Origin of the sequence: Pantoea vagans (assembly GCF_001506165.1) — a bacterium.
Lineage (GTDB): Bacteria > Pseudomonadota > Gammaproteobacteria > Enterobacterales > Enterobacteriaceae > Pantoea > Pantoea vagans_C.
Genome location: NZ_CP011427.1, coordinates 1772911 through 1786749, shown reverse-complemented (window position 1 = coordinate 1786749; position 13839 = coordinate 1772911). Strand labels below are relative to the sequence as shown.

Here is a 13839-nt window from a genome sequence, read left to right as displayed (position 1 = left end):
TGAATACTGTTGCTAAAATAATGAGATACCGACCGCTGAGCATTTCCCCGGAGGAAGTTTCCATGACCGATGAACAAGGGCAAACGCTGCTATACACCTTGTTTGGCACAACCAGCCCTCATTGGCGTTTAACTTCAGATAGCGATGCTCTGCATTTTGCCGAAGACGAGAACGCGCGCACCAATCTGGCGATTGCCCTGACGCCTGCACAGGCAAGCCTGTTACGCGCGATGACGGTTATCACCTCCAGTATCAACCTCACGCTCTCTTTGCATGGATCGCCCGTGCCAATGCACTTTGTGGGGCGCAAAGTGAATCAATCCACCTGGGCCGGCACCTCTTCCGCCTGGGGAGACACCTCTTCCGTGGCCCGTGATTTAACGCTGGGCTTATCTTTCGCTGAGCAAGTGGTTTCTGAAGCTAACTCGGTGATTGTGATCCTTGATCAACGCGGTAACATCCAGCGTTTCAACCGCTTAAGCGAAGAGTATACCGGTCTGAAAGAGCAGGAAGTGATCGGCCGCAACGTATTTCAGCTGTTTATGACCAAGCAGGAAGCGCAGGCTTCGCGTCGTAACATCGCCGGTTTCTTCCGCGATGGCAATTCTTACGAAGTAGAACGCTGGATTAAAACCAAAAAAGGTCAACGACTGTTTCTGTTTCGTAATAAGTTCGTTCACAGTGGTAGCGGGAAAAATGAAATTTTCCTCATCTGTTCTGGAACAGACATCACAGAAGAGCGACGTGCCCAGGAACGCCTGCGCGTGCTCGCCAATACCGATACCGTGACCGGTTTGCCGAACCGTAATGCCATCCATCAACAGATAAGTCTGGCACTGGAACTGGCTAACGGCAGTCAAACCGGCGTGGTTTACCTCGATTTAGACAATTTTAAGAAGGTTAACGACGCTTACGGCCATATGTTTGGCGACCAACTCCTGCAGGCCGTGTCGTTAGCCATTCTGAGCTGCCTTGGCAAAGATCAGACTCTCGCGCGCCTGGGCGGTGATGAGTTTGTGGTGCTGGCCGAACACACCAGCCAGGCGGCGCTGGAAGCGATGGCATCGCGCATTCTTGAGCGCCTGCGCCAGCCGTTCCGCGTCGGCCTGATTGAGGTCTACAGCGGCTGCTCAATTGGTATCGCCCTCGCCCCTTTGCATGGCGAAGATCGCGAAAGCCTGATTCGCAACGCCGATACCGCGATGTATCACGCGAAAGAGAATGGTCGCGGCAAGTTCTGCGTGTTCGCCAACGAGATGAACCAGCGTGTTTTCGAGTATTTATGGCTTGATACCAACCTGCGTAAAGCGCTGGAGCTGGAGCATTTGGTGGTTTACTACCAGCCTAAACTGGACCGCGATGGCGAAGTGCGCAGCGCTGAAGCGCTGGTGCGCTGGAACTCGCCTGAACGCGGTTTGGTGCCGCCTGGAGATTTCATCTCCTATGCCGAAGAGTCCGGCCTGATTGTGCCACTTGGCCGCTGGGTGATGCTTAACGTGTTGCAACAAATCATTCAGTGGCGCAGTGAAGGCATCTACTTAAGAGTTGCGGTTAATGTTTCAGCTAAGCAACTGATTGATCAAAGTATTTACAGCGATTTGAAGCAGGCTTTGAGTGAGGCGGGCCTCAACGATTGTCCGATTGATATCGAATTGACCGAAAGCTGCCTGATCGAAAATGAAGCGGGCGCGCTGTCGTTGATGAAACAGTTCCAGGAGCTGGGTGCTCAGGTTCATCTCGATGATTTTGGTACTGGTTACTCCTCGCTTTCTCAGCTGGCTCGCGTACCCATTGATGCGATTAAGCTTGATCAAAGCTTTGTGCGGAACATCAATAAACAGCCGGTTGCACAGTCACTGGTACGCGCCATTGTTGCTGTGGCTAAAGCCCTTGAGCTGCAGGTGATCGCTGAAGGTATTGAAACTAAAGCCGAAGAAAAGTTCGTGTTAACCAACGGTGTCGATGGACGTCAGGGCTATTATTATGCAAAACCAATGCCCGCAGAACAGCTCGGGCATTGGCTGGCTAAGCATCCTGCCCGCGTTTAACGCTGGTCTGGGTTATCCGGCTTTGCGCAGGGATGCGCTATGACGGTTCTGTAGCTGTACCAGTCGTTCCATGTAAGCAATGTCTTTTGGCTCCAGTGTAAATGCATAATCCACCCAATCTTCCGTGATATCCATTAACTCCGCTCGCGAGAGTTGCAGCACGCGCTGACGCGCTTTCAGCATCGCACGTACACCATTGAGTTTCGGACGTAAGGTATCGATAAAGGTGCGCGTAGTGCGGTATGCGTCGCCTGGCTGGAACACTTTATCCACCAGACCTCGCGTTTCGTACCACTCTGCACTGTGCGATTCCCCTTCACATATCAGCTCTTCGGCCAGCTTCATGCCAGAACGACGCGCCACTAATGAATACCCGCCCATGCCTGGGAACAGGTTGAAAGCAATCTCTGGGAAGCCCATTCTTGCGCTGTTCTGCGCCAGAATGAAGTGATGCGCCAGTGCGGCTTCAAAACCACCACCTAACGCGCTGCCTTCGATCATCGCCAGCGTCACCGCGCCCGTATCAAACCCACGTGCGGCTGAATGGATGCAATCCACACAGGCACGTGCATAAGCCCTGAGCGCTTCACGACGGTTATTACGAATGCACTCCACAAAGAAACGCAAATCTCCCCCGGCATTGAACATCTGTGGCACTAATGAGCCCGTTACCCAGAAATCAATGGGCAGACCAGAACGCTGGGCGGCATAGCTCAGATTCATGATCTCCTCAATTAATTCGTGGTTGAAACTGGGGCGCGGTTGCGCACGCAGCATCATCCACATGGTGTGTCGACCCTCTTCATAGTAGGCCGCCAGCTGGGTGGTTTGTCCGACTTCGGTAAACAATCTGCAAGTTGGTTGGTTAATTACTGTCATAGTCTCATCCTCTAGTTATGTGATGCGTTAAACGCCACATCAGCGTAATCCAGAGTGAGGCCAGACCAAATGAGAGATTGATTTATAAAGTAAAATCCAGAGATATCCCCGACCGAGGGGCCGGGGAAAGATTAGTATGCTTACTTGATGGCGGCACGCTGCCCGACGGCAACATGAGATTGCTTAACGCGTCGTGAATAGACGGCGGTGATGATCGGCACTAATACAGAAGTCACGATAACCGATGTGGCCACCAGTGCAGTGGCAGCTGGCGCGACCGGTTTAAACTGCGGTAGCATCTCGGCGATGAGTACCGGAGTTGCCACCGCTGCGCCTGCGGTACTCGACGCCGCAATGCCCGCCGTACCATCGCCTCCGCCAATAAGTCGGTCAGCCAGAATCAGCGGGATGCCCGTCACAATGATAACCGCAACGCCCAGTAACACGCCGAGCAGGCCGGTTTGCGCGATGACCGCCAGATCAATGGTATTGCCTAGCGCAAAGGCAAAGAAGGGAATCAGTGTGTGTACGGCTTTGCCGAAGAACTCACGTAATTCAGGGTCGAGATTACCCAGTGCAAACCCCACCAGGAAAGGTAATACCGCGCCGACGAAAACGTGAGGCTCAAAGGATGCGATTCCCGCTGTGCCCAGAATCACCATGGTCATCAACGGGCCCGATTCCAGTGACATCAGCACAAAGGCCCCCGCTTCCTCCTTTGAACCGTATTGCTGCATGATAGAGGCATACAACCCGCCGTTGGTCATATCCATCGCTGCGACCAGCGCCAGCGTCGACAATCCGGCAAACATACCGACTTCGACCCCGTTTTCAGGCATAACACGCGAAGCAATCGCAGCCACGACCCACGCCACCGCGATTTTAGTCAACACAAGAGTGCCTGATTTGCGCAGTACTGTGCCGGTGGCACTGAGTTTGATTGACGCACCCATACAGAAGAACCACACCGCCAAAATCGGTACCGTGCCGGTCATTAATCCGTTGGAAAAAGATCCCAAATACTTACCTGCGCCAGGGGAAAACGTGTGGCAAAGTGCGCCCAGAAACAGCGGAATCAGCATCATGCCGCCTGGAATTTTATCGATTGCACGTTTGATATGCATAATTGTGTCACCTTAACTGAGCCAGAAGGAGGTGCGTTATGATTTGCCGGATGGCATGGCAGGCAACATAACCTTTGGCCAGGGAGAAAAAAGTGATCGCAAGTCTATTTATGAAACGTTGTTTTATTTTTAATGAATGATCATTTTATTTTATGACGCGCATCGCCATACTAGTTTAAGCAGGGAAAAAATCAAGGCGCCCACAGGCGCCTTAAAGAGGTAATGAAGGTTACTCCTGCCCGTACCATGCGTTTTTACCGTGCTTACGCAAATAGTGCAGGTCTAGCAAGTTTTGCGATATGGGCGAGATTTCCTCACGTAAGCGCTCTGTGTGCATCGCCATATAGGCGACTTCTTCTAGCACGACCGCACTGTGCACCGCCGCATGCGCGTCTTTACCCCACGCAAAAGGACCGTGTGAATTGATCAACGCGGCAGGGACATCCTGAGGCTGGATACGACGCTGCGCAAATGTCTCAATAATCACTTGCCCGGTGTTCCACTCATACTCTTGCTGAATCTCCTCACGCTTCATCGCACGCGTACAGGGAATGGTGCCGTAAAAGTCATCTGCATGGGTAGTGCCCAGCGCAATGATATCGCGCCCAGCCTGAGCCCAGATGGTGGCATGCCGCGAATGGGTATGAACAATCCCCCCAATCTGTGGCCAGGCAAGATAGAGTGCACGATGGGTGGCAGTATCGGATGAGGGACGCAGTGCCCCTTCCACCACTTTTCCGCTCTCTAAGTCGATAACAACCATATCCTCTTGCTTCATGTTTTCGTACTTCACGCCCGATGGCTTGATCACCAGTAGCCCTCGCTCGCGGTCTACCGCGCTGACGTTGCCCCAGGTAAAGGTGACGAGGTTATAACGTGGTAAATCGAGATTGGCTTCCAGCACCTGCTGCTTGAGGGATTCCAGCATGATTTTTCTCCTGCGAACGGTAATCGCTAAATTGTGCTGATCGACCAGAGAAAATGTTATGGAGCGGATCGCTGTAAAAGCAGCGGAAAGTCGCTGAGCAGACAAAAGTGTGGCTCAGGGCTCCAGGATTAAGACCATTTGACACTGCAGGATGAAGTGCTTTGTTGCGCAACATCTATACTTATGAGGTTGCCTCTGTGCAAACAACAAAGGAGAAAGTCATGACAATAACAATGAAACGTTTCACCGCAGCTGTACTGGCGACCACGTTGGTCATCGGATTGAGCGGTTGTTCAAATTGGTCTAAACGCGACCGTAACACCGCAATTGGTGCCGGTGCTGGCGCCATTGGTGGATCGGTACTGACCAACGGCAGTGCATTAGGAACCGTAGGTGGCGCAGCCGTGGGCGGCATCATCGGCCATCAGGTTTCTAAATAAAAAAGAATGCTTCAGGCTACGCAGCGCATCTACTTAATCACGGGCCACATCCAATGTGGCCCGCTCTTATCTTAGCCGCCGGCTAATTTGACTTTCATGCCTTTGGCTTCGAGCAGGGTTTTGAGCAAATCACGTTTATCCCCTTGAATCTCGATCACGCCATCTTTTAACGCACCGCCACAGCCGCATTTTTTCTTCAACTCTGCGGCCAGTTTGTTCAAGGCGTCATCGTCGAGATCGATACCGGTGATCAGGCACACGCCTTTACCCTTGCGGCCGCTGGTCTGGCGCTGAATTCGCACGATACCATCCCCTTTGGGACGCGGTGCCTTTGCTTCTTCTGTCGTGATTCTCCCGGTTTCCGTGGAGTAAACCAGGCGGTTATCGTCAGCCATTAGGCCTCCTGTAAACTTTGCAGGATCGCGTGCAGTGTGGCGGCGGGATCGTTGGATTGGGTGATCGGACGTCCAATCACCATATAATCCACACCCGCCTGCTTCGCCTGTTGCGGCGTCATGATACGTCGTTGATCGCCCGCATCGCTGCCTTCAGGACGAATACCCGGCGTTACCAGCGCGAAATCCTGGCCAATCACTTGCTTGAAGTGTGCAGCTTCCTGCGCGGAGCAGACCACACCATGCAGGCCGCAATCGCGGGTCAAACGCGCCAGGCGCTCTGCCTGTTCTGCCGGTGAAAGCGTAATGCCGAGCCCTTTAAGATCCTCTGCATCCATGCTCGTTAGTACGGTGACGGCAATCAGTAACGGCGCATCTTTACCAAATGGCACCAAGGCCTCGCGTGCGGCATTCATCATGCGCGCCCCACCGCTGGCGTGGACGTTCACCATCCATACCCCGAGATCGGCTGCGGCAGCCACGGCATGCGCCGTAGTATTCGGGATGTCATGAAACTTTAAGTCGAGAAAAACGTCGAATCCACGTTCCTGCAATGTTTTGACCAGCGAAGGACCAAACAGCGTGAACATCTCTTTGCCCACTTTCAAACGGCACTGGCTCGGATCGATGCGGTCAACAAATTGCAGTGCACTGTTGAGATCATGATAGTCGAGTGCCACCAGAATCGGTGAAGGGGTAACAGGCATAACGTTTCCTCAGAAGCGGGCACCCGCAGGCGCGATGGACAAACGGCAAGCATTCTACCCGCGCACACCGGACAGGACAATCGCACGGCGAAGATTAGACGTTGATTAACGGAAATGGGCACAATGTCTAAGTTGTAATTGGCAGTCTTGAGTTTGTAGTATGTTGTAACTACATCGCGCTTAAACAAGTCAATAAAGCGCGGCCATTACTGGCCGTCGAGCCCGCGGATCGGTTTCACCGAAGACCACGCACGGCATGATGGGCAGTGCCAGTAAAGCGCATGCGCGGTGAAGCCGCACTTCTGGCAGCGATAGCGCGGCTTAGTACGAATTTGCTCACCTACCATGTCGCGCAGCACCATCAGGCTCTCTTTAGCACGCCCGTCCTCTGCTTCATGCAGGTGGAAGTCCATTAAACGATGGAACACACGCATGGTGGGATGGCGTTGCAACTGACGATTGATATATAGCTGTGCCGCTTCCGGGCCCTGCTGCTGTTCCAGGATATCCGCTGCATATAGCTCCGCAGCGGCGCCGGTATTCTCTTCAACACAGCGTTGCAGAAAATGTGCCCAGCCTTCTGGCTGATTCAGACGTTGGTAGCAGGTCTCCAGCATCGGTAAGGTTTCGCTCACCAATTCCTTATCCTGCTCCAGCACGCGCTCCAGATGCACTACGGCTTTTGCATACTCGCCCTTTTCCATAAAGATGCGCCCCATCATGATGGAAACGCGGGCACTTTGATGATCGGCGGATTCACCCTTCTTCAGCAAGTTCATGGCGCGATCAAGGTCATCGCTGCTCATCGCCTGGAGTGCAAGCTCACAGTAAAAGTGGGCGATTTCGCCCTTCTGCTTATCTTTGCCGAGCTTCACCAGTCTTTCGGCGACTTCAATCGCTTTCTGCCAGTCACTGGTGGCCTGATGAATCAGCAACAACTGTTGCAACGCACCGATACGGAAATCCGTTTCATCAATCAACTGGCCGAACATGTCTTCAGCGCGGTCGTACAGCCCTGCCGCCATGTAATCACGGCCCAGTTGCTGAATCGCTAATAAACGTTGTTCATAGCTGAGTGATGCGCTTTCCATTAAGGACTGGTGAATGCGAATTGCGCGGTCAACTTCTCCGCGTGAGCGGAACAGGTTACCGAGCGTCAGGTGTGCTTCGACGGTACCGCTATCCTCTTTTAACATATCCAGAAAGAGGTCTACGGCTTTGTCCTGTTGGTTAGATAGCAGGAAGTTGACGCCAGCAACGTATTCACGCGACAGGCGGTTAGCTTCCTGTTGCTTATCCTGATAGGCACTGCGGCGGCCCATGTACCAGCCATACGCCGCAGCAACAGGAAGAAGCAAAAACAGCAATTCAAGCATCGAAACTTAATCCCGACGACCAGCAGTAGAAGAGGTTGTCACAGCCGTTGATTGTTCGATCTGTGCCTGCATACGTTTCAGCTTGCGCTGCGCATTGGCCAGAGACACACGAATCCGTAACCAGAAAAGACCGCAAATAGCCCATCCGAGCAGGAATCCAGCGCCAAACAGGCAAGCCAGTAAAGTGGAGATGCGGAATTCGCCCTGCGCCAGCAGATAATTAAAGGTGACGATTTGATCATTGTGCGCTCCGAGGGTGACGGAGATGATAAAAATGACCAATACCACGAGAAAAATCAGCAAATATTTCACATTGCGTCCTGTCGAGAGGTTATCCGTTAGAAGTATGCCAAAAAAGCGGCGCTGATGCTGCTTATCCGCGCATCAGTTAGCGCATTTTCTGTAAGGTTGATCGATCATATGGGGGCGCGATCAGAAATTACAATACATCATCACGTTGCGCGATCTCTTGCTGCTCTTCGTGCGGTAACGTGAGTGGTCCACAGAAGCGCTGTGCCAGCCAGGTGGCCAGTGTCACCAACAACCAAGAGATGATAGTGGCCACCACAAGATCGCGCGGCCAGTGCATCCCCAACAGCAAACGGCTGCCCATCACCAGGGTTGCCCAGGCAAACACCACCACCACGGTGACTCTGTGACGACGTGGCCACAGCAAGCCAATCACCATCAACGACCAACTGGCGGCAAACATGGTGTGTCCAGAGGGAAACGCAAACCCGGTTTCAAACGCCCAGTGCTGCTTTAGCCATTGCGGCAATTGGGTGTCATTTGCCAACAAGTTCGAAACCATCTGGCTGCGGCCCTGTCGATTGAGCTGGTAAAATTCTGCTTCATTAATGCCGTGGCTTTTTTCCAGCCACACCACATAGGGGCGCGGCTCCTGCACCTGTTCCTTGATAAAGGATTTCGTGTACTGACCGGCAAGAATGGCACCATTCATGATCAGTATTAACAGGATGGCGGGTTTAAGCCGAAAGCGCAGGCACCATAATGCCCAGGCACTGAGAATGAGACTGGTCAGCGTGCCCCACGGGCTCGTAACCGTTTCTGTTACCCAAAATAATACGCGCAAAAACAGCCCACTTTCACCGGGCTGCCACTGCCAGCCGGATAGCCAGACGCCAAGCGGCATGATCAATAACAGCAACATTCCAAGGGTGGTTCGTTGAGCGATTTTTAACATCCTGTTCCTTTTCGATCCGCCTGATTTAGCAGGCCGTGCATAACTTTAGCTGAAAAAAGAATAACATACCCGTTGCAGCTTGGATAATTGTGCTTTATCACTACAATCACTCTGACTGATTAACGGCTAAAGTTCATGTTGTGGCACAATATTGTCAGTTTTGTCGGGCCAATCGGGCCCGTGCGTTATCATGATGATAGCGCATCCTCTGAAGGTTCTGGAGAGTCACATGCAGCTTAAACGGGTAGCAGAAGCCAAACTGCCCACGCCATGGGGAGATTTCCTGATGGTTGGTTTTGAAGAACTGGCAACCGGCCAGGATCATGTCGCGCTGGTTTACGGTGATGTTAGCGATCACAATCCGGTGCTGGCGCGCGTCCACTCTGAGTGTCTGACTGGCGATGCGCTGTTCAGCCTGCGCTGCGACTGCGGTTTTCAGCTTGAAGCCGCGCTGAACGCCATCGCTGAAGAAGGTCGTGGTGTGCTGTTATATCACCGCCAGGAAGGTCGTAACATTGGTTTGCTGAACAAAATTCGCGCGTATGCCCTGCAGGATAAAGGCTACGATACAGTGGAAGCTAACCATCAACTGGGCTTTGCAGCGGATGAGCGTGATTTCACGCTGTGTGCGGATATGTTCAAACTTCTTGGCGTGAATGAGGTCCGTCTGCTGACCAATAACCCGCGTAAAGTCGAAATCCTCAGCGAAGCGGGCATCAACATTGTTGAGCGCGTGCCTCTGGTGGTAGGGCGTAACCCTAAGAACGCGCACTATCTGGATACCAAAGCGGAAAAAATGGGGCATCTGCTGCCTAAGTCTTAAAGCAGAAAGGAAAAGCCGGGAAATATCCCGGCTTTCTTTTAGTTAAGCATGTTACGAATCACGTAGTGCAAAATGCCATCGTTTTGGTAATAAGTCAGTTCATTACCGGTATCGATTCGGCAGCGTGTTTCGAGGGTTTCCTTGGTGCCATCGGCACGCGTCAGCGTCACTTTCACCGTACAACCAGGTTTCAGCTGGGCAAGGTCGGCCACATCAATAAACTCCTCACCGGTCAACCCCAAGGTTTTGCGCGTCACCCCAGCCGGAAACTCCAGCGGCAGAATGCCCATACCAATCAGGTTAGAGCGATGTATACGTTCAAACGATTCGGAGATAACCACGCGAACACCTTGTAAACGAGGCCCTTTCGCGGCCCAGTCACGACTTGAGCCGGATCCGTATTCTTTCCCGGCGATGACCGCCAAGGGCACGCCCTCTTCCTGATACTTCATCGCCGCATCATAGATAGCCAGTTGCTCATTGCTCGGGAAGTGTTTGGTATAGCCCCCTTCAACGCCAGGCACCATTTCATTGCGAATACGGATATTGGCGAACGTACCGCGCATCATCACTTCATGGTTACCACGACGTGAACCGTAGGAGTTAAAGTCGGTACGCTCTACCCCATGCGACAACAAATAGCGCCCTGCGGGACTTTCCGCTTTGATACTCCCCGCCGGGGAAATGTGGTCAGTGGTGACTGAATCACCCAGCATCGCCAGAATACGCGCCCCCTTGATATCCTGAACCGGTTTCGGCGTTTCCTCCATATCATCAAAGAACGGTGACAGACGAATATAGGTGGACCCTTCATCCCAGTCATAAGTCGCGGCTTCACTGACTTTAATCTGTTGCCACTCTGGCGTGCCATCAAACACTTCCGCGTACTCCTTGTGGAACATGTCACTGGTCACTTTTTGCACCGCAGCGGCAATTTCCTCCGGAGAGGGCCAGATATCCTTGAGGAATACGTCTTTGCCCTGATGATCCTGACCAATGGGGTCACGCTGCAGATTCAGTTTCATGTTACCGGCCAGCGCATAGGCAACCACCAGCGGTGGAGAGGCCAGCCAGTTGGTTTTCACCAGTGGATGAATACGTCCCTCAAAATTGCGGTTACCCGACAACACTGCACCGACCGTCAGATCCCCTTCTTTGATGGCACTTTCAATTACATCCGGTAACGGACCAGAGTTACCGATGCAGGTAGTACAGCCATATCCCACCAGGTTGAAGCCCAGTTCGTCCAGATACGGCGTGAGCTGCGCCACGGCGAGATAATCTGACACCACTTTTGAGCCTGGAGCCAGTGAGGCCTTAACCCAGGGTTTGCGCATTAAGCCACGCTCAACGGCGTTTTTCGCTAAAAGGCCTGCAGCCATTAATACGCTGGGATTGGAGGTATTGGTACAGGACGTAATCGCAGAAATCACCACCGCGCCGTCATCAAGTTGATAACTTTCGCCGGTTTCACTGTCGCGATAGCTGACCGTCTTGTGCGCTTTCTGCGCATGATTCACTTCCAGTTCATTGCTGGCGTCGAATGCGGCGGGAACATCACCCAGCGATACACGATCTTGTGGGCGTTTAGGTCCGGCGAGGCTCGATTCCACTTCGGCCATATCCAGCGCCAGCGTGCTGGTGAACACCGGTTCATCACCAGGGTGACGCCACATGCCCTGCTGTTTCGCATACGCCTCGACCAATGCCACCTGTTCAGGCTCACGGCCGGTGAGCGCCATATAACTCAGGGTGACTTCATCAATCGGGAAGAAACCACAGGTTGCACCATATTCTGGCGCCATATTGGCAATGGTCGCGCGGTCGGCGAGCGGCAAATCAGCTAATCCATCACCGTAAAACTCAACAAATTTCCCCACCACGCCGTGTTTGCGCAGCATCTGCGTGACGGTCAATACCAGGTCAGTGGCGGTTATGCCCGGGCGAAGTTTTCCGGTCAGTTTGAAGCCGACAACATCGGGGATAAGCATGGATACCGGTTGGCCTAACATAGCGGCTTCTGCTTCGATACCGCCCACGCCCCAACCAAGCACACCAAGCGCGTTGATCATCGTGGTATGGGAATCGGTACCTACCAGCGTATCGGGGTAGGCCACTTCTTTGCCGTCCTGGGTTTCATGCCAGACCGACTTGCCCAGATACTCCAGATTGACCTGATGGCAAATCCCAGTGCCGGGCGGCACCACGCGGAAACGGTTGAACGCTTTTTGTCCCCAACGTAGAAACACGTAGCGCTCGTGGTTACGCTCCATTTCGAGGCGCACATTCTCATCGAAGGCTTCATCGTCGCCGAAGTGGTCAACCGTAACAGAATGGTCAATGACAAGATCGACTGGGGAAAGCGGGTTCACTTTGGCAACATCGCCGCCAAGACGCTTAACGGCTTCTCGCATGGCGGCTAAATCAACCACCGCAGGTACACCGGTAAAGTCCTGCATCAGCACGCGTGCAGGGCGATAGGCAATCTCACGGTCGGCATGAGCATCTTTCTGCCAGTCCACCAGCGCCTGAATATCTTCCGCAGTCACAGAATCGCCATCCTGCCAGCGCAGCAGGTTTTCCAGCAGGACTTTCATCGATTTGGGTAAGCGATCAATATTGCCCAGTTGCTGGGCGGCTTTTGGCAGGCTGTAGTAATGATATTTTTCTGCCCGAACGTCCAGCGTATCCTGGCTGTGCTCGCGTAAGGTTAACGACATAACTCCTCCTTTAATGGGCCTTTCTTTAAACCTCAAAAACAGCAAGGTTTAGGTTAAAGATAGACCACATTGTCGTTAACGATTTGATAACAACACGAAATGACACATAAATGCACAAAGAAAAATGCCCCGACGATTGTCAGGGCATGAATAACGGGACGAATAATTTGAGTTATTGAATTACATCATTGCCCACACGGCAGCTGCCCAAAATGCAAATGAAAAGGCATAAACGCTAAACCATGAAAAAGTTGTTGTATTCATTGAGTCACTCCCTCCCGGATTCCGGGCAAAAAAAGTCCACCGTCTTCAGCGTTGTACTGATGACACCGTTTTTTTTAATGCTGAGTGTTAAAGAGACGGGCTTTTAAAATGCCCACCGGATAATCCGGTAAAATGAGGGACGAACATCTATATAAAGAACAGAACGCAGACTGCGTTATTTCGACTTCGGATCCATGAAAGATTCGATAAAGCTACGCTGTTTCTCACTCAGTTCCCACGACGCAGGAATCGCCGCTGGTTGTTCAGCGCTCTTGACTTCTTTCGCTTTGCACGCTGACGTGTTCGGCTGACGCGCAGAAACCGGAGACTTACGGCTGAGTGTATTTGCCCACATGGCTTAACCCCACATACGCCAAATCATTAAAGCCACCACTACCCAGAACAGTGCTGAAGCAGCGAAGACAGTCAACCAAGCTTTGCGACGGGTGTTGCCAGTGCGCTCAACTTTGGTGCTTTTGGTCCGGAAGTCCGGCTGTACAGTTAATCTAGTATTCATAGTTTTTGATAATCACTCTCAATAAAACGATTGTTGACAACGATTAAGATTTAGGACGAATCCTAAACTTGTTAAGACCGAAAATCCAGTTATTTTTATTGAGCACAACGATTAATGCTATTTATCAAAACTCAAAAAATAGATGAGATAAACTTAATCACGAAGCTAACTATTAATTAAAACATCTCATTGTAAATTTGAGTTAAAACTAATTTAGATCCAATCTAAATTAGAGTCTTATTTAAAGAGCCGCTGAAAAAGCCCTTCTTCATCAGCTCTTAACTGGAGTATGGGAATATTCCTGGCGGTCCGCAAAGTAGCAACGTAAAAATTGTGTACTGATTCGCATTTAAGAACTAACAATGAAAAAACATGTGACCTATGTTTCATTTACAAAAAAATAATGAAATTTTT

General features: G+C 51.9%; 14 protein-coding genes. 3 read left to right on the top strand and 11 right to left on the bottom strand.

Annotation, left to right across the window (positions count from 1 at the left end; all coding sequences use genetic code 11):
- Positions 1-62 precede the first annotated feature (62 nt).
- Positions 63-2048 (top strand): cyclic di-GMP phosphodiesterase, encoded by a 1986-nt coding sequence (pdeR, locus tag LK04_RS08315; protein WP_039334729.1) that lies wholly within the window; start codon positions 63-65, stop codon positions 2046-2048.
- A 12-nt stretch (positions 2049-2060) separates the two neighbouring features.
- On the opposite strand, the gene LK04_RS08310 is transcribed toward pdeR, so the two are convergent.
- The 3 genes from LK04_RS08310 to araD all read right to left on the bottom strand — a co-directional run bounded on the left by LK04_RS08310 (position 2061) and on the right by araD (position 4979).
- Positions 2061-2927 (bottom strand): crotonase/enoyl-CoA hydratase family protein, encoded by an 867-nt coding sequence (locus LK04_RS08310; protein ID WP_034821448.1) that lies wholly within the window; start codon positions 2925-2927, stop codon positions 2061-2063.
- A 140-nt stretch (positions 2928-3067) separates the two neighbouring features.
- Positions 3068-4051 carry a 2-keto-3-deoxygluconate transporter gene (gene kdgT, locus LK04_RS08305; RefSeq protein WP_039334721.1) on the bottom strand — a complete coding sequence of 328 codons (984 nt, stop codon included), beginning with the start codon at positions 4049-4051 and terminating at the stop codon, positions 3068-3070.
- A gap of 229 nt (positions 4052-4280) precedes the next feature.
- Positions 4281-4979: an L-ribulose-5-phosphate 4-epimerase gene (gene araD / locus LK04_RS08300; protein ID WP_039334718.1), complete on the bottom strand. Its 699-nt coding sequence runs from the start codon at positions 4977-4979 to the stop codon at positions 4281-4283.
- A gap of 221 nt (positions 4980-5200) precedes the next feature.
- Here araD and osmB point away from each other — a divergent pair, with 221 nt between their 5' ends.
- The gene (gene osmB / locus LK04_RS08295) at positions 5201-5419 is read left to right on the top strand and encodes an osmotically-inducible lipoprotein OsmB (RefSeq protein ID WP_039334706.1); all 219 of its coding nucleotides are present in this window, start codon (positions 5201-5203) and stop codon (positions 5417-5419) included.
- A gap of 71 nt (positions 5420-5490) precedes the next feature.
- Here osmB and yciH read toward each other — a convergent pair whose 3' ends face one another.
- The 5 genes from yciH to pgpB form a co-directional block, all read right to left on the bottom strand.
- A complete protein-coding gene (gene yciH, locus LK04_RS08290; RefSeq protein WP_039334705.1) occupies positions 5491-5814 on the bottom strand; it encodes a stress response translation initiation inhibitor YciH in 324 nt (107 codons plus the stop codon).
- Complete coding sequence (gene pyrF, locus LK04_RS08285) at positions 5814-6521, bottom strand: orotidine-5'-phosphate decarboxylase (RefSeq protein WP_039334704.1); 708 nt, start codon at positions 6519-6521, stop codon at positions 5814-5816. The genes yciH and pyrF overlap by 1 nt, the downstream gene beginning before the upstream one ends.
- A 206-nt stretch (positions 6522-6727) precedes the next feature.
- The gene (lapB, locus tag LK04_RS08280; protein ID WP_039334702.1) at positions 6728-7897 is read right to left on the bottom strand and encodes a lipopolysaccharide assembly protein LapB; all 1170 of its coding nucleotides are present in this window, start codon (positions 7895-7897) and stop codon (positions 6728-6730) included.
- Positions 7898-7903: 6 nt separating this feature from the next.
- A complete protein-coding gene (locus tag LK04_RS08275; RefSeq protein WP_039334698.1) occupies positions 7904-8209 on the bottom strand; it encodes a LapA family protein in 306 nt (101 codons plus the stop codon).
- 127 nt (positions 8210-8336) lie between these two features.
- A complete protein-coding gene (gene pgpB / locus LK04_RS08270) occupies positions 8337-9101 on the bottom strand; it encodes a phosphatidylglycerophosphatase B (protein WP_039334693.1) in 765 nt (254 codons plus the stop codon).
- Between the two features lie 229 nt (positions 9102-9330).
- Here pgpB and ribA point away from each other — a divergent pair, with 229 nt between their 5' ends.
- Positions 9331-9924, top strand: a complete 594-nt coding sequence (gene ribA, locus LK04_RS08265; protein ID WP_039334688.1) for a GTP cyclohydrolase II — start codon at positions 9331-9333, stop codon at positions 9922-9924.
- Between the two features lie 38 nt (positions 9925-9962).
- Here the strand turns inward: ribA and acnA are convergent, their stop codons facing one another.
- From acnA to LK04_RS20070, 3 genes are all read right to left on the bottom strand, one after another.
- A complete protein-coding gene (gene acnA / locus LK04_RS08260; protein WP_039334687.1) occupies positions 9963-12644 on the bottom strand; it encodes an aconitate hydratase AcnA in 2682 nt (893 codons plus the stop codon).
- Between the two features lie 439 nt (positions 12645-13083).
- The gene (locus LK04_RS08255; protein WP_039334686.1) at positions 13084-13263 is read right to left on the bottom strand and encodes a hypothetical protein; all 180 of its coding nucleotides are present in this window, start codon (positions 13261-13263) and stop codon (positions 13084-13086) included.
- Between the two features lie 3 nt (positions 13264-13266).
- Positions 13267-13425, bottom strand: coding sequence for a YmiA family putative membrane protein (locus tag LK04_RS20070; protein ID WP_071885738.1), 159 nt, complete (start codon positions 13423-13425; stop codon positions 13267-13269).
- Positions 13426-13839: the final 414 nt, after the last annotated feature.

Bases quoted from the DNA above. Each gene is read 5' to 3' on its own strand.
- araD (WP_039334718.1), bottom strand. From the start codon at position 4,979: ATGCTGGAATCCCTCAAGCAGCAGGTGCTGGAAGCCAATCTCGATTTA.
- pdeR (WP_039334729.1), top strand. From the start codon at position 63: ATGACCGATGAACAAGGGCAAACGCTGCTATACACCTTGTTTGGCACA.
- pyrF (WP_039334704.1), bottom strand. From the start codon at position 6,521: ATGCCTGTTACCCCTTCACCGATTCTGGTGGCACTCGACTATCATGAT.
- ribA (WP_039334688.1), top strand. From the start codon at position 9,331: ATGCAGCTTAAACGGGTAGCAGAAGCCAAACTGCCCACGCCATGGGGA.
- LK04_RS08255 (WP_039334686.1), bottom strand. From the start codon at position 13,263: ATGTGGGCAAATACACTCAGCCGTAAGTCTCCGGTTTCTGCGCGTCAG.
- LK04_RS20070 (WP_071885738.1), bottom strand. From the start codon at position 13,425: ATGAATACTAGATTAACTGTACAGCCGGACTTCCGGACCAAAAGCACC.
- yciH (WP_039334705.1), bottom strand. From the start codon at position 5,814: ATGGCTGACGATAACCGCCTGGTTTACTCCACGGAAACCGGGAGAATC.
- LK04_RS08310 (WP_034821448.1), bottom strand. From the start codon at position 2,927: ATGACAGTAATTAACCAACCAACTTGCAGATTGTTTACCGAAGTCGGA.
- kdgT (WP_039334721.1), bottom strand. From the start codon at position 4,051: ATGCATATCAAACGTGCAATCGATAAAATTCCAGGCGGCATGATGCTG.
- pgpB (WP_039334693.1), bottom strand. From the start codon at position 9,101: ATGTTAAAAATCGCTCAACGAACCACCCTTGGAATGTTGCTGTTATTG.
- acnA (WP_039334687.1), bottom strand. From the start codon at position 12,644: ATGTCGTTAACCTTACGCGAGCACAGCCAGGATACGCTGGACGTTCGG.
- lapB (WP_039334702.1), bottom strand. From the start codon at position 7,897: ATGCTTGAATTGCTGTTTTTGCTTCTTCCTGTTGCTGCGGCGTATGGC.
- osmB (WP_039334706.1), top strand. From the start codon at position 5,201: ATGACAATAACAATGAAACGTTTCACCGCAGCTGTACTGGCGACCACG.